We start from the raw sequence: 21,831 nt of genomic DNA, 5'->3' as shown, positions 1-21,831 counted from the left end.
ACTCCTGCTTGAATCGTGTTTCAACCGGAATGAGTGGAGCGCGGAAATGATCGGCATTCTTGGAATCGTTGTGATCTTTGCGATGGTTTTCGGTGGCTATTTGGCCGCCGGTGGAAAGATGACGATCATCCTCAAATCTCTGCCATTTGAGATGATGATGATTGGTGGAGCGGCGACGGGGGCGTTTCTCATTTCCAATGATATGGGTGGAGTAAAGCACACGCTCAAGGATTTAGGGAAGGTATTCAAGGGCCCGAAATGGAAACCTGAGGATTACCAGGACCTGCTATGTCTTCTTTTTTCGCTCATCCGCATCGCGCGACAGAATCCGGTCGAGGTAGAGCAACATATCGAGGATCCTGCGAATTCCACGCTGTTCTTGAAATATCCTCGCATCCAGGCCGACCGCGAAGCTGTGGATTTGATCTGCGACACAATGAGGTCGGCGGCGATGAACTATGACGATCCACACCAGGTCGAGGAAGTCCTGGAAAAACGGATGGAAGCGAACCTGCATCATGCGATGCATTCCAGCCATGCGCTTCAAACTGTTGCGGATGGGTTGCCGGCATTGGGAATCGTTGCGGCCGTGCTGGGTGTGATCAAAACCATGGGCTCGATCGATCAGCCGCCCGAGGTACTGGGTAAGCTGATCGGCGGCGCGTTGGTCGGAACATTTCTTGGGGTGTTCCTCGCCTATGGTCTCGTTGGTCCATTTGCGTCCAAGGTCAAAGCCGTCGTTGAAGAGGACAATCATTTCTATCTGCTGATCAAGGAGGTGCTGGTCGCCAATCTGCACGATCACAATGCGGCCATGTGTATCGAAGTGGGTCGGCAGAACACGCCTTCGCACATCCGCCCTGGTTTCGCCGCTCTCGAGCAGGCGTTGAAAGACGTCAAGCAGGATGCTGCCTGATGGCTAGGGTGCTGTTGGCTTTGTTGTTCTTTCTTGCGGCGTTGCCGGTGGATGCAACTGAGGTTGAAGTGCGCTCAGGAGAACATGGGGATTTCACGCGGCTCGTGTTACGCATCCCCGTTCGGACTGAATGGAACCTGAAAAATGCGGTGCGATCGTCGCAATTGACAGTCGCGCTGCCCGACCTGAAGTTTGAGTACGATACTGTTTTTGAACGCGTGCCACGCAAGCGGCTAGAAGAATTGCGCCAGTCAGAAATTGGCGCTCCTCTTGAGATGCTATTTGCCTGCGATTGTGAGGCGCGAGCCTTTGTACAGTCTGGCACATTGCTTGTGATCGATATTCGTGACCGGCCTGCCGACAGCCCCCGGCTCAGGCTTCCGTTGGTGCGGGATCAGGTGTTGGATGTACGGGCGGAGGGCGCCGTCTCCGCGCCGCAAGATCACGCTGTTGAGGATCGGGTGGCAGAAATCGCGCTTACTGAGGACACCGAACTGCTCATCGCTGACGCGCGCCGTCATCAAGCGTTCCTGGATATCCCGGTTCCACTGGCGGGAGAGAGAGCTGTGGAGAACAGGCTTTACTCTCGTATTTTGCGGGGGGTCGATCAGGAAGTGTTGGCGCTGAGGTTTCGAGACGAGCCGGGGACCGAAAGAGGGTCGACAGAAGCCCAAGCGGCGTTGACCGAAACACTTACCGAAGGACTAGGATTGCCGAACTTGCGAGTCACGACAGTTGTTGATCGTGATTTGCATGCGGCGCGTGAGGGGCACACCAGCCTGCCCGCGGTTCAACATTGCATCGAAGACGAGCAGTTGGCGGTAGGGGAGTGGGCGGATAACAGGCCGTTCAGCACCCAACATGCAGATTTGCGCGATGGGCTATTTGGTGAGTTTGACAAGGTCGATGCTCGGGCCGCGCTTGCGCTTGCGCGATTCTACCTTCATTTCGGGTTCGGCGACGAAGCCTCTGTCACCCTTGAGCTTCTGAAGCCTTCGTACTCGGAGCACAAGCTCCTTGCTGCGCTCGCCGCTGCGGTAGAAGGGCGCCAGGAACCCGAGGGAAATCCCTTGGCGGGCCTTCAGGGTTGCGACAATGATGTGGCGATGTGGTCGGTGCTCAGCGAAAAAAGTGCATCTGAGGCAACGGATACCAACGCGGTATTGCGCAGCTACGGGCGACTACCTTTGCATCTGCGAGCTTATCTGGGCCCGGTTTTGGCAGAATATCTAGCCAATGCCGGTTTTGCAGACGCTGCCCATCAATTGGTTCGTGCGGCTGAACGGATAAATGAAGGGGACCAAGCGGCCATCGCTGTTGTCGAGGCCAAGATTGCTGGGCTGAACAACAAACCCGACATACGAGAGCAGAAGCTGAAGGCGGTTATCGAGGACGCATCCGCTCCGACCCACGCCCCGCTTGCGTTGGTCGACCTGATTGAAAAGCGTTGGTCCGAAGGTGGCGATATCACCCCGCAGGAGTTGCTGTTGGCCGCCTCGTACTTGCACGAATTCCGCAGATCAGAGATCGGGCCTCGAGTTCAAACAGCATATGTGATCGCGCTCGCTCTCTCTGCGCAATTCGATGAAGCAATTGGGGCGCTAGCTGAACCCGGTCAGGATCGCAGATCCGAAATCTGGCAGGAAACGGTTGATCGTATCGTCAAGCGGATCATGTCCCATGCAAGCAATATCACGTTTCTGCGCCATGTAGTGATGCTTGATAGCGATCTATTTATCGCCGTGAAGGCGGATACCGCGACTTTGGTTGCGCAGCGATTGATCGAGTTGGGCTTTTTTGAGGATGCACTCCGATATGCCGATCGACCGCAGGACCGCAAATCTCGAGGAGCCCGTGCGGAAATCATCGCTCGCGCCACGCTTGGTATGGGACGCCCCCATCGAGCGCTGTTGGAGCTTGAAAGTACCAGCGGGGCCGAAGCCGAACGATTGCGTGCCGAAGCGATGAGCGAGGCGGGAGCGCTGGAACAGGCGGCTGAGGCGCTGTTGAGAGCTGGTGATCTTGATGCGGCGAGCCGGTACATTTGGCTGGCTGGCGCCGATGCGCCCATCGCAGGAGGTGAAGAAACTCGATTTGGCGGGATCCATCTGATGGGGCAAGCCCTGCTGGAAGAGAGAAAACCATCCGCCGCAACGCCTCTTGCCGCTGCGCGCGAACTGGTCGATGACAGTACGCGGATACGCGATCAGATTGGTATCTTGTTGGATCGCCTTCAGTGAATGCGACCGGTCGTGGATACTTGGCCCGATATCTGAGTTCTTCGCTATGCAGAGGCAGCGCCCGACAAAGCCGTGTCTTCTGGTAAATAGGTTAGCGTGCGTTTTTTCCGGGGATAAGGGTTCTCTAGTGACGTTGTTGTTGGGGGCTTGACCCCAAGAAATCTGACAGATCCCTTGAAGCATCCATAATTATTGGCGTCTCTCCAAATTGAGACATATCGTACAATGAAAGCTAGCGGCAGGGCTTGGCCTCCCTGACCTCCGGCTGCACAAAATAGCTTGGGCGTTTCACGCTGCGAAAACAATGTCTGAATTTAACCTTCCTTCTGCAGGTGGTTTAGCCAATCGGATCGAACAGATGCTTCATCACGTCGGAGAACCGGCTTTGAGGATCAGTGAGGGCGAGAGTAGCGTCGCGCAACGCCGCGGATCGCTCAGCTCCGAGGCTCGGCGCGGCGAATTCCATGAACTTGTCAACGAGCTCTGCCCGGGGCATCGGTGCTTCGGGTCCACCTCTAGCATTGATATCGCCAGATTTCAGTATGCGCCCATCGGTCGTAGTGATCTCGACATCTGCCCATCGACCGGCTGGAAACCGGCTGCTGTGACGCGGGTCTTCGCTCACCGTGATCCTTTGCATGATTTCAGCCACTAGTGGATCGGTCAAACCGGTTCCGGCGACATGTTCGGCCCCGATACGCCCATAGGCGATATGCACAGCGACCGGAAAGGGCAGGGAGTATTGCGCGATCGCGGTGGTTGGTGGCAGCCCCTGATAGAGGCAGGCCGCCTGATGAAAGCTGTTCACATGGACTTGCGCGATATCGGGGTGCGAGAGCTGGTGGTCCAGCATCACCTGCCTTACCCCGTCAATGGCCGCATGCGCCCAGCGGCAGATCGGATAGGGCTTCACATATTGGCGCTCCATCTGCCAGAATTGGCCCAGGTCCTCCCAATAGGGCGTGGCCTCAGGCGCCTCCATAGTGATCGCGGGTGCGCCGGTGAACCCGTGCTCGGCAAGGATCATCGACGACATCCCGACCATCGCGCCCCAGCCCGAGCCGTCATGCAGCATCGTGGGTGTCGCGATCTCGCGCATCATCTGGCTGCGGGGGCCATGATACTCGGCAATGCCCAGCGCCTGCCGCATCGCCTCGCGCCCCTGCCCGCGCAGCCGCGCCGCCATCGCCACCACGCCCAGGCAGTTCCACGCGCCCGAGGTGTGATAGTCGCTGACCGTGGCATGCAACGCGATGCCCGCGCGCCCGGCCACCTCGTATCCCACGGTGATTGCGGCCAGCGCCTCGGGCCCGGACAGATCAGGCAGATGCTGCGCCAATGTCGCCAGGGTCGGGATCACCACGACACCGATATGCCCCTTAGTCGGGTTGTACCCGTCATGTCCATCCAGATTGTCGGTTTGGGTGGCGGCGGCATAGGCCGCGCCCGCCAGACTGACGCGCCGCCCGTCGAACATCATGCGCGCGCTATGGGCCGGATCGGAGCTGCCATAGAGCAGGGTCGCGGTCTGCCGCGCAATCACGCCCGCCTCCATAGGGCTCGCCGCAGCAACGATCCCCAGCGTATCCAGCGCCATCAGTGCGGCGGCCTCCAGCGTGCTGGCAGGTATGTCACCGGGAGCGCGGTCAAGCGCGAAATCGGCGATCCGGTCAAAGGTAGAGAGGGGTTTGCTCGTCAGTGCGGTCATCGGGCCTCCTTCGCCCATAGGGGCGTCTCCGACGCCAAGGCTAGACGCTTGCCTGCCCCACCACACGCAAAAATGCCGGGGCCTTTGCCCCAAATATTTTATTGCCCCGTATGGTTTTGCTTTGAACACGGCCGGGCAGGACAGGGCTTGCCGCAACCGGGCCAACCGGCAATAGACTGGTGCCATGAAACACCTGCCGCATCTCACCTTCCTGCGCTCGTTCGAGGCCGCCGCCCGCCACCTGAGCTTCACCGCTGCCTCCGAGGAACTGAACTGCACCCAATCGGCAGTCAGCAACCATGTCCGCTCACTCGAGGAATATATCGGCCGCCCGCTCTTCGTCCGCCTTCCCCGCGCGCTGGCCCTGACCGAGGTGGGAGAGGCCTATCTCCCCTCGGTCCGCCACGCCCTTCAGGAAATCGACGTCGCGACGGAGGCGCTGCTGTCCCAGAAGCGGCGGCGCGAGGTGGTGATCTCCTGCCCCACCAGCCTGGCCTCGGTCTGGCTCGCCGGCGTGCTGCGCGACTTTCACCTCACCCATCCCGATATCCTGGTCACCGTGCATGGGACCGTCTGGACCGATGTGGAACAGGACGTGTCCGACATCTCGATCACGATGGACCACACCGATGACATCCCCGATGGCGCGGCGCAACTCTGGGACGAACGGCTGGCTCTCGTCTGCGCCCCCGATTTCCGGGTTGAAGGCAAGCCCCTGACCGACCCGGCGCAGCTGGTGCGCGCACGCCGGATCCAGGTGCTCGGCCGCCCGATCTACTGGGAGCTGATGGCGCGCCATTTCGGCATCAAGATCTTCGAGGCCACCGGCGGGCACAAGACCGATGTCTCCTCCCTCGCCGCCCGCCTGGCGGCCGAGGGCCTCGGCTGCGCCGCCCTGCCGCGCGTGCTTGCCCGCCCCTATCTGGATCAGGGCGAATTGATCGAACCGTTCCAGACCGACATCCGCAACCCTTGGGTCTATTGCGCCCGGTTCAAAAGCCGCACGCCAACGCCCTCGGTCCGCCTGTTCAAATCCTGGTTGCTCGACGCGGCCGCCCGGATGGAGGGCTGACCGCCGCCTGCGCAAAAACCGATCCAGCTTCTTTCTGGTCGAAAATACTCAAATTCCGACCCGGCCACTTGCGCACCGGATCGGCACAAGGCTCACCCGCGCAACCGCGCCCCCGCCGGATCGAATGGCGGTTCGGCCAGCAACACCGCCTTGTGCGGCTTGCCCAACAGGAACACTTCCAGCACGTCGCCCGGTTTCGCCACCGCCGGGTTGGCATAGCCGATGGCCAGCGACTTGCCCACCGAATAGCCATAGGCGCCCGAGGTCACCCGCCCCACCGGCCTTCCGTCTGGGGTAAAGATCGGCTCACCGCCACTCGCGTCCGCCCCATGCGCGGCCTCGATCTCGAAGACCGACAGCACCTCGCGCACCGGATTGTCCTTGATCTTCAGCCAGGCCGCCTTGTTCAGGAACTCCTTGTCCGCCTTGATCAGCCGCTCCAGTCCCACTTCCTGCGGCCAGTATTCCGGGCTGTATTCCCGGCCCCAGGACCCATAGCCCTTCTCGATGCGCAAGGACCCGAGTGCGCGGCTGCCCACCGGCCCGCCGCCGATCTCGCGCGCGGCCGCAACCAGCGCGGTGTAAAGCCTCACCTGATCCCCCTCGGCGCAATGCAGCTCCCAGCCCAGATCGCCGGTGAAACTGACCCGGATCGCCAGACAGGTCACACCCGCCACCTCGATCGTGGCCGAGCGCATGAAGGGGAAGCCCTCGTTCGATAGGTCGGCATTGGTCAGGCGCTGCAACATGTCGCGCGCCTTGGGTCCGGCCACGTTATAGCCCGCGATGCGGTTGGTCGCGACCTCGCACGTGGTGCCCGCGGGCAAATCCACCATGTTGAAGAACCGCTGGTGATAGCGTTCGGCCATGCCCGAGCCCACCATCATATAGGCATCCTCGCCCGTCATGGTGATGGTGAAATCGCCCGCGATCCCGCCCCGGACGCCGATCAAAGGCGTCAGACAGGATCTGCCCACGACAGTGGGCACCCGGTTGGCCACCAGCCGGTCCAGCCAGTCGCGGGCACCCGGCCCCTTGATCTCGTAATTGGCAAAGTTCGAGATGTCGATCACGCCCACCTGTTCGCGCAGCATGCGAACCTCGCGGCCCACCGGCTCCCACCAGTTCTGGCGGGTAAAGCCCACGGTCTCACTCACGCCGGGGCGGTCGGCGAACCACAGCGGATGCTCCCAGCCGCAGTTCAATCCAAACACCGCGCCCATCTCCTTTTGCATCTCGTATGCCGGGCGCACCCGCGCCGGGCGCCCGGCGCTGCGCTCTTCGTTGGGGAAATGGATGGCAAAGCGATGGGTATACTGGTCCTGCACCCGCGCCTTGGTGAATTTCTTGTCGGCCCAGTCGCCGAACCGCGCCAGGTCCCAGGCGAACATGTCGTATTGCGGCTCGCCCTCGATCATCCATTGCGCCGCCAAAAGGCCCAGACCCCCCGATTGCGAAAAGCCCGGAATGATGCCGCCGCAGACGAAATAGTTGCGCAGTTCCGGCACCGGTCCCCACAGGGCGCTCGAATCCGGCGACCAGATCATCGGCCCGTTGATCACCCGCTTGACCCCCGCCGTTGCCGCCACCGGAACCCGCTCGGTGGCGCGGATGACGTTTTCCATGATCCGGTCCAGATCGTCGGGGAACAGGTCATGGGCAAAATCCAGCGGCGTGCCGTTTTCGGCCCAGAACTTCATGTCCTTTTCATAGGCGCCGATCAGCAACCCGTTGCCTTCTTGCCGGAAGTAGTATTCGCCGTCCCGATCCGCGATCGACGGCAGGCGACGCCCCAGCGCCGCCACCTCGGGGATGGCCTCGGTCACGAAATACTGATGTTCGGTCGGTTGCAGCGGCAGGGTGATCCCCGCCAGCGCCGCAACCTCGCGCCCCCACAGACCCGCCGCATTGACCACCCACTGGGTGTGAATGTCATCCTTCTCGGTGCGCACGATCCAGCTGCCATCGGGCTGGGGCTCGGTGCCGATCACCGGGCAGAATCGCTCGATGGTGGCGCCCATGGCGCGGGCTCCGGCGGCATAGGCATAGGTCACGCCCGACGGGTCCACGTTGCCGCCATCGGGCTCGTACATGATGCAGCGGATATCGTCGAACTGCGCCAGCGGGTGCAGTGCCTTGGCCCGGTCCTTGTCGATCTCGTAAAAGTTCAGCCCGTAATACCGCGCCTTGGCCTCTTGCAGCCGAAGCTGATGTTCCCGCGCCTCGGTCTGCGCCAGATAGAGCGAGCCCGCCTGAAACACGCCGCAGCCCTGCCCGGTCTCCTTCTCCAGCTCCTTGTACAGGTTCATCGTGTAATGCTGGATACGGGTAATGTTGTTGTTGTCATGCAGCCCGTGGATATTCGCGGCCGCATGCCAGGTCGATCCGCTGGTCAGCTCGTCCCGCTCCAGCAAGACGACATCGCGCCATCCCAGCTTGGCCAGGTGATAAAGGATCGAGCAACCGACAAGGCCGCCGCCGATCACGACGGCCTGAGCATGGGTTTTCATGGGGCGGATCTCCGTTCTGCCAGTTCAGAAACCCTAGCCGGAGGCGACGCGCACCACCCGCCAAATTTTTGATGTGCAGGAGCCGGTTTTCGTTTTGCTTGCTCAGACAGCGGTCGCCCAAAACACCGGGCGCAGCTTTGGTGCAGGTCTATGGGCCCTTTGCAGGACGTTGAACCAAAACGATTTTTTCAGGGAAGATATGGTGCCCAGGAGAGGACTCGAACCTCCACGACCTTGCGGTCACTGGCACCTGAAGCCAGCGCGTCTACCAATTCCGCCACCTGGGCAGGTGTCGTGAGGGGGCGTTTAAGCCTAGCCGCGAGGAGCGTCAACCGGATTTTTTCGGTTTTGCAAAAGTTTTTTGAACCGCCCCCTGCAGCCCCATGCCGAAACCAGGGTGGACTCGGGTTGCGCGGCACTATTGCGCCTTGTTTGGCGCGCCTTGGGACGGTAGATCGGAGCAACAGCCAAGTCAGCAGGAGCCACTCTGATGTCCAAACTGGTCACGATTTACGGCGGATCGGGATTCGTGGGCCGCTATATCGCGCGGCGCATGGCAAAGGAGGGCTGGCGCGTGCGCGTGGCGGTGCGGCGCCCGAACGAGGCGATGCATGTCAAACCCTATGGCGCAGTGGGCCAGGTGGAACCGGTCTTGTGCAACCTGCGCGACGACAATTCGGTCGCGCAGGCAATGCGCGGCGCCGATGCGGTGGTTAACTGTGTCGGTGTCCTGAACGAGCTTGGCCGCAACAGCTTTGACGCGGTGCAGGCCGAAGGCGCCGAGCGCATCGCGCGGATCGCTGCCGAACAGGGCATCACCCGCATGGTGCACGTTTCGGCCATTGGCGCGGATGCGGACAGCGACAGCGACTATTCCCGTACCAAGGCGCTGGGCGAGACGGGCGTGTTGCGCCATATGCCCGATGCCATGATCCTGCGGCCTTCGGTGATCTTCGGATCCGAAGATCAGTTCTTCAACCGCTTTGCCGGCATGACCCGGTTCGGGCCGTTCCTGCCCGTGGTCGGGGCTGATACCCGGTTCCAGCCGGTCTATGTGGACGATGTGGCGCGTGCCGCGGTCAAGGGCGTGCTGGGCCAGGCGCCCGGCGGTGTCTACGAGCTTGGCGGGCCGGATGTCGAAACCTTCCGCGCGTTGATGCAGCGGATGCTGGGTGTCATCCATCGCAAGCGGATCATTCTGGGCTTGCCCTTCTTTGCCGCACGGATCATGGCCGGGATTCTGGATGTGGCCAAGTTCGTCAGCTTCCAGCTGTTCCCGAACGGTATCCTGACCCGCGACCAGCTGAAGAACCTGCGCCGCGACAATGTGGTGAGCGAAGGTGCCAAGGGCTTTGCGGACTTGGGTATCATGCCCGAGCCGATGGATACGATCCTGCCGACCTATCTGTGGAAATTCCGCCCCAATGGCCAGTATGACGAGATTCAGGCCTCGGCCCGGAACCTGCGTGCCTGATCAGGTATAGGCGATCGCCAGCAACACGATCCCCAGCGCCACGCGGTAGATAACATAGGGTGTAAAGCTTACGGTGCGCAGCAGGCGCATCATCAGGCTGAGCGCCAACAGGGCCGAGACAAACGCGAACACGGCGGCGATGGCGCCGTCGCGCGCCGTCTGGGCATCGGCGGTGACCGCCACTTCGGCCCCCAAGAGCACACCCGAGGCGATGATCGTCGGGATCGACATCAGCATCGAGATTCGGGCGGCGTCGCCGCGCGCATAGCCCAGCCGCCGGGCGCCGGTGATGGTAATGCCCGAGCGTGAAGTGCCGGGGATCAGCGCCAGAACCTGCCACAGACCCATGACTAGCGCGTCGCGGATACCCCAGTCGGCCGTGTGTTTGAGTTGCGGGCCGGTGCGATCCGCCCACCACAGCACGAGCCCGAAGCCCAGCATGGTCCAGCCGATCACGGCGACCGAGCGCAAGGCATCGCTGAGCCCGGTGAAGTGCAGCAGCGCGCCCGCGATCACGGTGGGAATCGTCGCCACGATCAGCCCCATGGCCAGCCGGGCGCCCGGTGTGTCGGTCTTGCCCGTCAGGGCGCGGGGCAGGCCCGAGAGGCCGTCGCGGACATCGGCCCAGAAATAAAGGACCACGGCACAGAGCGTGCCGACGTGAACCGCAACGTCGATGGTCTGTCCCTGGTCCTGCATGCCCGAGAGTTGCGGCAGCAGAATCAGGTGACCTGAGGAAGAGACCGGAAGGAACTCGGTTATGCCCTGGATGAGAGCGACCAGAATCAAGTGAAACAGGGACATGGGTGTTCGGTGATTTCCGTGCGATCCGGTTGGCCAGAATGGGTATAACTATGGTATTGGAAAAGGAAAGTTTCTATTTAGGTCCGGGTCGATACCTAAAAATCCTCGTTTCTGACCGCAGCGGCGCTACCGAAAGCAAAAAAATTAAAAATAGGTCAGCAAAAGTGACTTTTATTTCGATCCACGCTAGGATACGAAAACGCCGAATAGCGAAAACGTGGAGTCCGACCCGTGGCCAAGCAACCGATGCTCAAATTTGTGCAGATCGAACGTGACATGCCGGAAAAGCGTGCAGCCACTGTACGCAAGGAGGATTTTCACGAGATCTATGCCGAGTATGCCGCCGCCAAGGCCGCCGAACAGGCCAGCCGGTGCAGCCAGTGCGGCGTGCCCTATTGCCAATCGCATTGCCCGTTGCACAACAACATCCCCGACTGGTTGCGTCTGACGGCGATGGGGCGTCTGGAAGAGGCGTACCAGACCAGCCAGGCCACCAATACCTTTCCCGAGATCTGTGGCCGCATCTGCCCACAGGACCGCCTGTGCGAAGGCAATTGCGTGATCGAGCAGTCGGGCCATGGCACCGTGACCATCGGCGCGGTCGAGAAATACATCACCGACACCGCCTGGGACATGGGTTGGGTCAAGCCCGCCTCGCCGGTGGCCGAGCGCAGCGAAAGCGTGGGCATCATCGGGGCGGGCCCCGGTGGTCTGGCCGCCGCTGACATGCTGCGTCAGGCAGGTGTGCAGGTGACGGTTTATGACCGGTACGACCGGGCCGGGGGCCTGCTGATGTACGGCATCCCGGGCTTCAAACTGGAAAAGGACATCGTCGAGCGCCGCAACCGGTTGCTGGCCGATGGCGGGGTTCGGTTCGAACTGAACTGCGATGTGGACGCCGCCAAGTTCGCCGAGATCCGCGCCGCCCATGATGCGGTGATCATCGCAACCGGCGTCTACAAGTCGCGTGACCTGTCGCTGCCGGGCAGCGGTCTGGGCGGGATCGAAAAGGCGATCGACTATCTGGCGGCCTCGAACCGCAAGAGCTTTGGGGACGAAGTTGCCGATTTCGACAATGGCCGGTTGAATGCCGATGGCAAGCGCGTGGTGGTGATCGGCGGTGGCGATACCGCGATGGACTGTGTCCGCACCGCGATCCGTCAGGGGGCTGTCAGCGTCAAATGCCTCTATCGCCGGGACCGGGCCAACATGCCGGGCAGCCAGCGCGAGACCCAGAACGCCGAAGAGGAAGGCGTGGTCTTTGAATGGCTGTCGGCGCCCAAGGGGTTCACGGGTGATGACAAGGTCACCGGCGTCATGGTGCAGAAGATGCGCCTGGGCCAGCCCGACGCCAGCGGCCGCCAGTCGCCCGAGGTGATCGAGGGCGCCGATTATGTCGAAGAGGCCGATCTGGTGATCAAGGCGCTGGGATTCGAGCCCGAGGACCTGCCCACCCTGTTCGGTCAGCCCGACCTGCCGGTCACCCGTTGGGGCACGGTCAAGGCCGCGTTCCGCACCGGCGCCACCGACATGGAGGGCGTCTATGCGGTGGGCGACATCGTGCGCGGTGCCAGCCTTGTGGTCTGGGCGATCCGCGACGGGCGCGACTGTGCCGCGGCGATCCTGGAGGGCTTTGGCGCCAAGACCGCCATGGCGGCTGAGTAAGCCGCCGCGGCAGCAAACGAAGCGACCCATTCACGACACCTGGCGAGGCCCGCGATGACGGAACTTCACGGAGAATGCATGTGCGGCGCGGTGACCATCACCGCCACCCCCGCGCGCGACGCGCTGGGCGCCTGTCATTGCGACATGTGCCGCCGTTGGACCAGCAGCGCCTATGTCAGCTTTCCGGTCGAACCGGGTTATGCGGCGCTGGGTCCGGTCAAGGTCTACGGCTCGTCCGACTGGGCCGAGCGCGCGTTCTGCGGCAGATGCGGATCGGCGCTGTGGTACCGGATCACGCTGGCCGGAGAGATGCACGGCCAGACGCAGATGGCGGCCGGCCTGTTCGACAATGCGGGCGGCAACGCCCTGAAACTGGAACTTTATATCGACAAGAAGCCCGAGGGCTATGCGTTCGCGGGCGAACGCCGGCAGATGACCCAAGCCGAGGTCGAAGCCATGTATGCCCTTCCTGATCAAGGAGACAGCCAATGACCAAATATGACGCAGATTGGGTGCGGGCCGAAGAAGCCAAGCGCAAGTGGATGGCCGAAAACGGTCTCTATTCCGAAGAAGAGGAGCATTCCTCCTGCGGGGTGGGTCTGGTCGTTTCGGTGAACGGCAAGCGCAGCCGCAAGGTGGTCGAGGCCGGGATCGACGCGCTCAAGGCGGTCTGGCACCGTGGCGCGGTTGACGCCGATGGCAAGACCGGCGACGGCGCCGGCATTCATGTGCAGATCCCGGTTCCGTTCTTTTACGACCAGATCCGGCGCACCGGTCACGAGCCGCGCATGAACGAGCTGGTGGCCGTGGGCCAGGTTTTTCTGCCGCGTACCGATTTCGGCGCGCAGGAACGCTGCCGGACCATCGTCGAGACCGAGATCCTGCGGATGGGCTATTTCATCTATGGCTGGCGCCATGTGCCCGTCGATGTGACTTGTCTGGGCGAAAAGGCCAACGCAACCCGGCCCGAGATCGAGCAGATCCTGATCTCGAACTCCAAGGGCGTGGACGAGGAGACCTTTGAGCGCGAGCTTTACGTCATCCGCCGCCGCATCGAGAAGGCGGCGCAGGCTGCGGGTATTGCCGGGCTCTATCTGGCGTCGCTCAGCTGCCGGTCGATCATCTACAAGGGTATGATGCTGGCCGAGCAGGTGGCGGTGTTCTATCCCGACCTGATGGACGAGCGGTTCGAATCCGCCTTTGCCATCTATCACCAGCGCTACTCCACCAACACCTTCCCGCAGTGGTGGCTGGCTCAGCCGTTCCGCATGCTGGCCCATAACGGCGAGATCAACACGCTCAAGGGCAACCTGAACTGGATGAAGAGCCACGAAATCCGCATGGCCTCGTCCTATTTCGGGGAAAAGGCCGAGGATATCAAACCCATCGTTCCGGGTGGGTCGTCGGATTCGGCGGCGCTGGACGCGGTGTTCGAGGTGCTGGTGCGCGCCGGGCGCAACGCGCCCATGGCCAAGACCATGCTGGTGCCCGAGAGTTGGTCCAAGCAGGCGGTCGAACTGCCGCAGGCCTGGGTCGACATGTATTCCTATTGCAACTCGGTGATCGAACCCTGGGACGGCCCTGCCGCGCTGGCGATGACCGATGGCCGCTGGGTCTGTGGTGGTCTCGACCGCAACGGGCTGCGCCCGATGCGCTATGTTGTGACCGGTGATGGCCTGCTGATCGCAGGGTCCGAGGCGGGCATGGTGCCCACCGACGAGGCAACCGTGGTCGAAAAGGGCGCGCTGGGTCCGGGCCAGATGATCGCCGTCGACATGGCCAAGGGCAGGCTCTACCACGACCGCGAACTCAAGGACAAACTGGCGGGTTCGCGCCCGTTTGGTGATTGGGTCGGCAAGATCAACAATCTCGAAGACCAGCTTGGCGATGTCGAGGAGAAGCCGCTGTTCAGCGGTGAGGAGCTGCGCAAGCGGCAGATCGCGGCCGGTTACACCATCGAGGAACTGGAGCAGATCCTTGCGCCCATGGCCGAGGATGGCAAGGAGGCGCTCGCCTCGATGGGCGATGACACGCCCGCCGCGGTGCTGTCGAAACAGTATCGTCCGCTCAGCCATTTCTTCCGGCAGAACTTCAGCCAGGTGACCAACCCGCCCATCGACAGCCTGCGCGAATACCGGGTGATGAGCCTGAAGACGCGGTTCGGCAACCTCAAGAACGTGCTGGACGAGGATAGCAGCCAGACCGAGATCATCGTGGCCGAGAGCCCCTTTGTCGGCAACGCCCAGTGGGAGACGCTGAAAAAGAACTTCAATGCGCCGCTGGTCGAGATCGACTGTAGCTTTGCTCAAGGCTCGGGCGGGCTGGGCGATGCGCTGGCGCGCATCCGTTCCGAGGCCGAAGAGGCCGTCAGTTCCGGCGCCGGGCACCTGCTGCTGACCGACCAGTATTCCGGACCGGGCAAGGTGGCGATGCCCATGATCCTGGCCACCAGCGCGGTGCACAGCCACCTGACGCGCAAGGGTCTCAGGACCTTCTGCTCGCTCAACGTCCGGTCTGCGGAATGTATCGACCCGCATTATTTCGCGGTGCTGATCGGCTGCGGTGCAACCGTGGTCAACGCCTATCTGGCCGAGGATTCGATTGCCGACCGCATCAATCGCGGCTTGCTGGATGGCAGTTTGACCGAAAACATGGCGCGCTATCGCGAGGCGATTGACCAGGGTCTGCTGAAGATCATGGCCAAGATGGGGATCTCGGTCGTGTCGTCCTATCGTGGCGGTCTGAACTTTGAGGCCGTGGGCCTAAGCCGTGCCATGGTGGCCGAGTATTTCCCCGGCATGACCAGTCGTATTTCGGGCATCGGCATCAAGGGCATCCAGACCAAGGCCGAAGAGATCCATGCCAAGGGTTGGGACAGCGGTCTGGACGTGCTGCCCATCGGCGGGTTCTACAAGGCGCGCAAGTCGGGCGAGACCCATGCTTGGGAAGCGACCTCGATGCACATGATGCAGATGGCCTGCAACCGCGCCTCTTACGAGCTGTGGAAGCAGTATTCGGCCAAGATGCAGAGCAATCCGCCGATCCACCTTCGTGACCTGCTGGACATCAAGCCGCTGGGCAAGCCGGTGCCGATCGAAGAGGTCGAAAGCATCACCTCGATCCGCAAGCGGTTCGTGACGCCGGGCATGTCGCTGGGCGCGCTCAGCCCCGAGGCGCACAAGACGCTGAACGTGGCGATGAACCGGATCGGTGCCAAATCGGACAGCGGCGAGGGTGGCGAGGATCCGGCGCATTTCGTGCCCGAGTCCAACGGTGACAATCCGTCCGCCAAGATCAAGCAGGTGGCATCGGGCCGCTTTGGCGTGACCGCCGAATACCTCAACCATTGCGAAGAGCTGGAGATCAAGGTCGCGCAGGGGGCCAAGCCCGGCGAGGGTGGTCAGTTGCCCGGCATGAAGGTCACTGACCTGATCGCGCGGCTGCGCCATTCGACCAAGGGCGTGACGCTGATTTCGCCGCCACCGCACCACGATATCTATTCCATCGAGGATCTGGCGCAACTGATCTATGACCTGAAACAGATCAACCCGCGCGCCAAGGTGACGGTCAAGCTGGTGGCCTCGTCCGGGGTTGGCACCATCGCCGCCGGCGTGGCCAAGGCCAAGGCCGACATCATCCTGATCTCGGGCGGCAATGGCGGCACCGGTGCATCACCGGCCACCTCGATCAAGTTCGCGGGCCTGCCATGGGAGATGGGCCTGACCGAGGCGCATCAGGTTCTGTCGATGAACAACCTGCGCGACCGGATCACGTTGCGTACCGATGGCGGTCTGCGCACCGGGCGCGACATTGTCATGGCCGCGATGATGGGGGCCGAAGAATACGGCATCGGCACCGCCGCGCTGATCGCGATGGGCTGTATCATGGTGCGTCAGTGCCAGTCGAACACCTGCCCGGTGGGCGTCTGCACCCAGGACGAATCCTTGCGTGCCAAGTTCACCGGCAATGCCGACAAGGTGGTGAACCTGATCACCTTCTATGCCCAGGAAGTGCGCGAAATCCTCGCCTCGATCGGGGCGCGGAGCCTTGACGAGGTGATCGGGCGTGCCGACCTGCTGGCACAGGTGTCGCGTGGCTCGGCCCATCTGGACGATCTGGACCTGAACCCGCTGCTGATCACGGTCGATGGGGCGTCCGAGATCGTCTATGACCGGGCCAAGCCGCGCAATGCGGTGCCCGACACGCTGGATGCCGAGATCGTGCGCGATGCCGCGCGCTTCCTGGAGGATGGCGAGAAGATGCAGCTGAGCTATTCGGTGCAGAACACGCACCGGACAGTCGGCACCCGCGTGTCGAGCCATATCGTCAAGCGGTTCGGCATGCGCAACGATCTGCAACCCGACCACCTGCATGTCAAACTGCGCGGCTCGGCGGGCCAGTCGCTGGGTGCCTTCGCGGCGCCGGGCCTCAAGATCGAGGTCTCGGGCGATGCAAACGACTATGTCGGCAAGGGTCTGTCGGGCGGCACTATCGTGGTGCGCCAGCCGCAGATCAGCCCGCTCAAGGCAGACGAGAACACGATCATCGGCAACACCGTGCTGTACGGCGCGACCGATGGGTATCTCTTTGCGGCGGGTCGTGCGGGCGAGCGGTTTGCCGTGCGCAACTCGGGCGCCAAGGTGGTGATCGAGGGATGTGGAACCAATGGCTGTGAATACATGACCGGCGGTGTCGCGGTGATCCTGGGCGGCATCGGTGCCAACTTTGGCGCCGGGATGACCGGCGGTATGGCCTATCTTTATGATCCCGAGGGTCAGGCCCAGCTTCTTATGAACATGGAAACACTGGTCACCTGTCCGGTGACGGTGGCCCATTGGGAAGCGCAGCTGAAAGCGCTGATCGAGCGTCACGCCGAGGAGACCCGCAGCGCCAAGGCGGCCCATATCCTGCAACATTGGGACATCGAGAAGGGCAATTTCCTTCAGGTCTGCCCCAAGGAAATGCTGAACAAGCTGCCTCACCCGCTGAGCCTCGACAGCCTGGCGATGCCCGCCGAGTAATCGGTAAGCGGCCCTTTGGCGGGCCATACCGGAACGAAAAACGATACGACCGGGCTGTTGATGCGGCTCGGTCGTTTTTGTTTGCACCGGAGTCCTTGTTAACACTTGAGGCAGCCGGTCACATTTCCGCCCCAATTTCTCCTTAATCTTATCGGCGAGGCAGACCCGCGCTCGGGCGTGTGGTGAACAGACCCGGAAAACGGGCAGGGTGAAAATGGCGAATATCACGTTGATCGCGCAGAACGTGAACGGTGATCCGTTCATTGACGACGGTAGAATCAACATCGTGAACAACTCGACAAGCGTTTTGACCTTTGTCGACGTAGATACGCTGTTGAATGATCCGCTATCGGGTGAATACGTGTCTTTCGACGGCGGAACGACACTTTTGACCTATCAATATCTTGGGGTCGGAGACGTTCGCGGCGATCCCGGTCAGCGGGCCTCGTTCATCCGGATCGATCTGGGCGACGGCGATTTCATGACCGTGGCCATGGACATGAATGCCGATTTCGATGATCTGCCGGATCTTCAGAACGGCAATACGCAACTGACCATCGGCACGCTGGATACAACCTCGCCCAACTGGTTTCCTGGGTTTGCGTGTTTTGCGGCCGGGACGCTGATCGAGATCGAAAGTGGCCCGATTCCGGTTGAGGCCCTGCGCCCCGGCGATCTGGTGAGAACGTTGGACAGCGGCTTTCAGCCGCTGCTGCAATTGGCAAAGGCAACCGTTCGCGGTGACGGGGCCCTGGCACCTGTTCTGTTCAAGGCCGGTGTGCTGGGCAATTACCGTGATCTCTATGTCAGTCAGCAACACAGGATGCTGATCACCGGCTGGCGGGCAGAACTGGCCTGCGGCGACAGCGAGGTGTTCGTCCCGGCGCATCTGCTGGTCAATGACAGCACGATTCGCATCGTCCCTCGCCACAAGGTCACATATTATCACCTGCTGCTGGCCCGACATGAAATCGTGTTCTCAGAGGGCATGCCGACAGAGAGCTACTTCCTGGGTGCTTTCGAAGACTTTATGGGCTCAGCCGATGAAACCACCGAAGCGTCCCTGTTCCCTGATCTTTCGGTCCCCGAAGGGCATGGGTGGCAGACCGCCAGACGGGTGGCCAAGTCCTCGGAGGCACATTTCTTGTCGGCGGCATGAGCATGATGGCTTTGTGCGTTCAGATCGACACGGAACTGCGCTAAAAGGCGTTCATGGCCAAGCGGACTGCGAATTCCAGAAACAAAAAGGCCCGTAAGGCCAAGAGCGATAGAAAGCCCATGAAATGGGCGCTGCGCTGGGTTGGTCGCGTGTTTCTGGCCGGGTTTGCGCTGCTGATGGCGTTGGTGCTGCTCTTTTCGGTGATCAATCCGCCGATCACCCACACGATCTGGTCCGAGTATCGCCGCCTGGGCAAGGTGGAACGCGAATGGGTGCCGCTGGAGCGGATTGAGCCGGTGATGGCGCGGTCGGTTGTGGCGGCAGAGGACGCCAACTTTTGTCTGCATTGGGGATTCGACGTCAATGCGATCCGTGCGGCGATTGGCGAAGGGTCGGGTCGTGGCGCTTCGACCCTGTCGCAACAGGTGGTGAAGAACGTGTTTCTGTGGCAGGGTCGCAGCTGGATCCGCAAGGCGCTGGAAACCGCGATCACGCCGCTGGTGGAATTGACCTGGTCCAAGCGCCGCATCGTCGAGGTTTATCTGAACGTGGCCGAGATGGACGAGGGCGTGTTCGGCGTGGCGGCGGCGGCCGAGGGCTATTTCGGCGTAACCCCTGACAAACTGTCGGCGCAGCAGGCGGCGCGGATTGCCGCCGTTCTGCCCAACCCGCGCGAGCGTTCCGCGTCAGATCCATCACCCAGGCTGCGCAAGCGCGCGGCGGCGATCATGGATGGCGCGGCAACCATCGCGGCCGACGGACGAGCGGACTGTTTCGAATAGGGCGCGTTTGCGTCACGCGGTGTCGAGGCGGAATTTCAGAAACCGGTGCCCGGCATGATCGACTTCACCCATCGGGCGCGCACCGAGGCGACGCAGTGCGCCCAGATGGCGGCGCGAGGGCGGTAGCAGAAAGGTAACGAAGGGAATACGCGGATCGGTATGGGCAAAATCCAGTGCCTTGCGTGCAATGGGCAGGCCCAGCCCGAAATGCTCGGGACAGAGGACCAGGCCGAAATCCCATTCCCCTCCTTCGCGCTGAAAGCCGCCCCAGCCCACATATCGGCCCTGATGCAAAAACGCCCAATGGCCCAGTCCGTCCCGGTCCCAACAGGCCTCCTTTGCCTGGATGAACCCGGCGGTCTGCGCATCGCTCCAGCTGGCAGGCATCAGCGGCATGTGAACAGCCAGACGCGGATCGCGCATATGGGCGGTGATCAGATCGGGGTCGACCTGTGACAGCCGTGAAAAGGTGAATGTCTCAGGGATTGTTGCGGTCATCGGTCGGGCTCGTTCAGCGGTTCGGTATCTGCCCCCGCGTAGTGGTCGGCGTCAATCCGCGCAGCGTCACGATTGCGTGTCGCCCTGCCGCTCTTCAGGGCCTGTTTCGTCCGGGGGAACTTGCACTTGCACCGCTGCCGGGGCTATTGCTGACGGGCAAGACCTCATTTGATCCGGATCCCCATGGCGCGCCTGTTTCACGTCCCCCTGTCCCCGTTCTGCCGCAAGGTCCGTCTGTTGCTGGCCGAAAAGAAGATCGAGGTTGAACTGGTCGAGGAACGCTATTGGGAAGGCGACCCGGATTTTCTGCGCCGCAACCCGGCAGGCAAGGTGCCGGTGATCAAGCTCGACGGCAAGATGTTGGCGGAAAGCGGGGCCATTTGCGAGTATATCGAAGAAACCCGCCCCGAACCGCCGCTGATGCCCAAGGATGTTGACGGACGGTACGAGGTGCGCCGCTTGGTCAGCTGGTTCGACGACAAGTTTCATAACGAGGTGACCGCGAACCTGCTCTATGAAAGGGTTAACAAGAAGGTGACCGGGCAGGGCTATCCAGACAGCCGCAATGTCAAGGCCGGGGCCAAGGCGATCAAGTATCATCTCGACTACATGGGCTGGCTGCTGGATCATCGCCGCTGGCTGGCAGGTGATCAGATGACGCTGGCCGATTTTGCCGCCGCCGCGCATCTGTCCTCGCTCGATTACATCTCGGATGTGGACTGGAACCGCAGCCAGGTGGTCAAGGACTGGTACGCCAAGATAAAATCGCGGCCCTCGTTCCGGTCGATCCTGGCGGACCAGATCCCCGGTTTCCGTCCACCGCCGCATTATGCGGATCTCGATTTCTGACCCGGTTTGGGGGCGCTGCCCCCGTCGCGCCAAGGCGCGCCTCCCCCGGAGTATTTTGGACCAGAAAGAAGCATGAGCGGGGAGTTGAAAGACAGATTGGTCGCGCGCGCCCTGGAAGAAGGGTTCGTGGCCTGCCGCATCTGCCGCCCCTGGGATGTGCCGGAGGTGCCCGAGCGGCTGGCCGCTTTTGTCGGGGCGGGGTACCACGGGCAGATGGGCTGGATGGCCGAGCGGATGGAATGGCGCGGCGATCCGGCGGCACTCTGGCCCGAGGCGCGTTCGGTCATCATGCTCGCCGAAAGCTATACCCCTGAAACTGATCCGATGGAGGTGATAGGCCAGCCTGACCGTGCCGCGATCTCGGTCTATGCGCGGGGCAAGGACTACCATGATCTGGTCAAGAAGCGGTTGAAGCGGCTCGCACGCTGGCTGATCGAGACGGGCGGCGGCGAGGTCAAGGTGTTCGTCGACACCGCTCCGGTGCCGGAAAAGGCGCTGGGGCAGGCGGCGGGGCTGGGCTGGCAGGGCAAGCATACCAACCTGGTCAGTCGGGACTGGGGCAATTGGGCCTTTTTAGGCTCTGTTTTCAGCACGCTTGATCTGCCGGTGGATGAGGCCGGGCGCGACAATTGCGGCTCCTGCACCGCCTGCCTGACAGCTTGCCCCACCGATGCCTTTCCGGCGCCCTACCGGCTGGATGCCCGGCGCTGCATTTCCTATCTGACCATCGAGCACAAGGGACCGGTGGACGAGGAGTTGCGCAGCAAGTTGGGCAATCGCATCTATGGCTGTGACGACTGTCTGGCGGCCTGCCCATGGAACAAGTTCGCCGTGGCCGCCAGCGACCTGCGCTATGCCGGGCGCCCCGAACTGGAGGCGCCCGCCCTGGCCGATCTGGCGCGGCTGGACGATACCGGGTTCCGGGCGATGTTCTCGGGATCGCCCATCAAGCGGATCGGACGCGACCGGTTCGTGCGCAACGTGCTCTATGCCATCGGCAATTCCGGTCTGCCGGCTTTGCGCCCGGTTGCGCAGCGTTTGACCAGTGATCCCGACCCGGCGGTGGCGGACGCGGCGCGCTGGGCGGCGGCGCGGCTGGCCTGAGCGCCGCAAACAGGCGGGACATGTCGCTG

General features: G+C 62.1%; 15 protein-coding genes and 1 tRNA gene. 11 read left to right on the top strand and 5 right to left on the bottom strand.

The window, feature by feature from the left end; translation table 11 throughout:
* Positions 1–46: 46 nt before the first annotated feature.
* Positions 47–916: a flagellar motor stator protein MotA gene (motA, locus tag AC2FNY_RS07395; protein WP_234139965.1), complete on the top strand. Its 870-nt coding sequence runs from the start codon at positions 47–49 to the stop codon at positions 914–916.
* Entirely contained in the window at positions 916–3,156 is a 2,241-nt protein-coding gene (locus AC2FNY_RS07390) for a hypothetical protein (protein WP_496802075.1), read from the top strand. Before motA ends, AC2FNY_RS07390 begins: the two co-directional genes overlap by 1 nt.
* Positions 3,157–3,493: 337 nt before the next feature.
* On the opposite strand, the gene AC2FNY_RS07385 is transcribed toward AC2FNY_RS07390, so the two are convergent.
* Positions 3,494–4,864 (bottom strand): MmgE/PrpD family protein, encoded by a 1,371-nt coding sequence (locus tag AC2FNY_RS07385; protein WP_496802074.1) that lies wholly within the window; start codon positions 4,862–4,864, stop codon positions 3,494–3,496.
* Positions 4,865–5,048: 184 nt separating this feature from the next.
* Between AC2FNY_RS07385 and AC2FNY_RS07380 the strand changes: the two genes are divergently transcribed.
* Positions 5,049–5,936 carry a LysR substrate-binding domain-containing protein gene (locus tag AC2FNY_RS07380; RefSeq protein ID WP_234139962.1) on the top strand — a complete coding sequence of 296 codons (888 nt, stop codon included), beginning with the start codon at positions 5,049–5,051 and terminating at the stop codon, positions 5,934–5,936.
* Positions 5,937–6,028: 92 nt separating this feature from the next.
* On the opposite strand, the gene AC2FNY_RS07375 is transcribed toward AC2FNY_RS07380, so the two are convergent.
* Entirely contained in the window at positions 6,029–8,446 is a 2,418-nt protein-coding gene (locus AC2FNY_RS07375; protein ID WP_496802073.1) for a GcvT family protein, read from the bottom strand.
* Between the two features lie 200 nt (positions 8,447–8,646).
* Positions 8,647–8,733 (bottom strand) — tRNA-Leu (locus AC2FNY_RS07370).
* 203 nt (positions 8,734–8,936) lie between these two features.
* Between AC2FNY_RS07370 and AC2FNY_RS07365 the strand changes: the two genes are divergently transcribed.
* Positions 8,937–9,920 (top strand): complex I NDUFA9 subunit family protein, encoded by a 984-nt coding sequence (locus AC2FNY_RS07365; RefSeq protein WP_496802072.1) that lies wholly within the window; start codon positions 8,937–8,939, stop codon positions 9,918–9,920.
* On the opposite strand, the gene AC2FNY_RS07360 is transcribed toward AC2FNY_RS07365, so the two are convergent.
* A complete protein-coding gene (locus AC2FNY_RS07360) occupies positions 9,921–10,724 on the bottom strand; it encodes an undecaprenyl-diphosphate phosphatase (RefSeq protein WP_496802071.1) in 804 nt (267 codons plus the stop codon).
* Between the two features lie 231 nt (positions 10,725–10,955).
* Between AC2FNY_RS07360 and AC2FNY_RS07355 the strand changes: the two genes are divergently transcribed.
* The 5 genes from AC2FNY_RS07355 (at position 10,956) to mtgA (ending at position 19,351) form a co-directional block, all read left to right on the top strand.
* Positions 10,956–12,389 carry an NAD(P)-dependent oxidoreductase gene (locus tag AC2FNY_RS07355; RefSeq protein WP_496802070.1) on the top strand — a complete coding sequence of 478 codons (1,434 nt, stop codon included), beginning with the start codon at positions 10,956–10,958 and terminating at the stop codon, positions 12,387–12,389.
* 54 nt (positions 12,390–12,443) lie between these two features.
* Positions 12,444–12,881: a GFA family protein gene (locus AC2FNY_RS07350; protein ID WP_234139957.1), complete on the top strand. Its 438-nt coding sequence runs from the start codon at positions 12,444–12,446 to the stop codon at positions 12,879–12,881.
* On the top strand, positions 12,878–17,410 hold the full coding sequence (gene gltB / locus AC2FNY_RS07345) for a glutamate synthase large subunit (RefSeq protein WP_496802069.1): 4,533 nt from the start codon (positions 12,878–12,880) through the stop codon (positions 17,408–17,410). The genes AC2FNY_RS07350 and gltB overlap by 4 nt, the downstream gene beginning before the upstream one ends.
* Before the next feature lie 229 nt (positions 17,411–17,639).
* Positions 17,640–18,569 carry a Hint domain-containing protein gene (locus tag AC2FNY_RS07340; RefSeq protein WP_496802068.1) on the top strand — a complete coding sequence of 310 codons (930 nt, stop codon included), beginning with the start codon at positions 17,640–17,642 and terminating at the stop codon, positions 18,567–18,569.
* A 119-nt stretch (positions 18,570–18,688) separates the two neighbouring features.
* Complete coding sequence (mtgA, locus tag AC2FNY_RS07335) at positions 18,689–19,351, top strand: monofunctional biosynthetic peptidoglycan transglycosylase (RefSeq protein ID WP_496802067.1); 663 nt, start codon at positions 18,689–18,691, stop codon at positions 19,349–19,351.
* A gap of 12 nt (positions 19,352–19,363) precedes the next feature.
* Here mtgA and AC2FNY_RS07330 read toward each other — a convergent pair whose 3' ends face one another.
* A complete protein-coding gene (locus tag AC2FNY_RS07330) occupies positions 19,364–19,849 on the bottom strand; it encodes a GNAT family N-acetyltransferase (RefSeq protein WP_238905536.1) in 486 nt (161 codons plus the stop codon).
* Positions 19,850–20,032: 183 nt separating this feature from the next.
* Here AC2FNY_RS07330 and fzlA point away from each other — a divergent pair, with 183 nt between their 5' ends.
* Positions 20,033–20,698, top strand: coding sequence for an FtsZ-binding protein FzlA (gene fzlA, locus AC2FNY_RS07325; RefSeq protein WP_234139952.1), 666 nt, complete (start codon positions 20,033–20,035; stop codon positions 20,696–20,698).
* A 72-nt stretch (positions 20,699–20,770) separates the two neighbouring features.
* A complete protein-coding gene (queG, locus tag AC2FNY_RS07320; protein WP_496802066.1) occupies positions 20,771–21,802 on the top strand; it encodes a tRNA epoxyqueuosine(34) reductase QueG in 1,032 nt (343 codons plus the stop codon).
* The last annotated feature ends 29 nt before the right edge of the window (positions 21,803–21,831 follow it).

The sequence above is a fragment of the Ruegeria sp. BHSC223 genome (assembly GCF_059613025.1).
The sequence above is the reverse complement of the archived record's forward strand: the minus strand, read 5'-3'. Positions and strand labels throughout refer to the sequence as shown.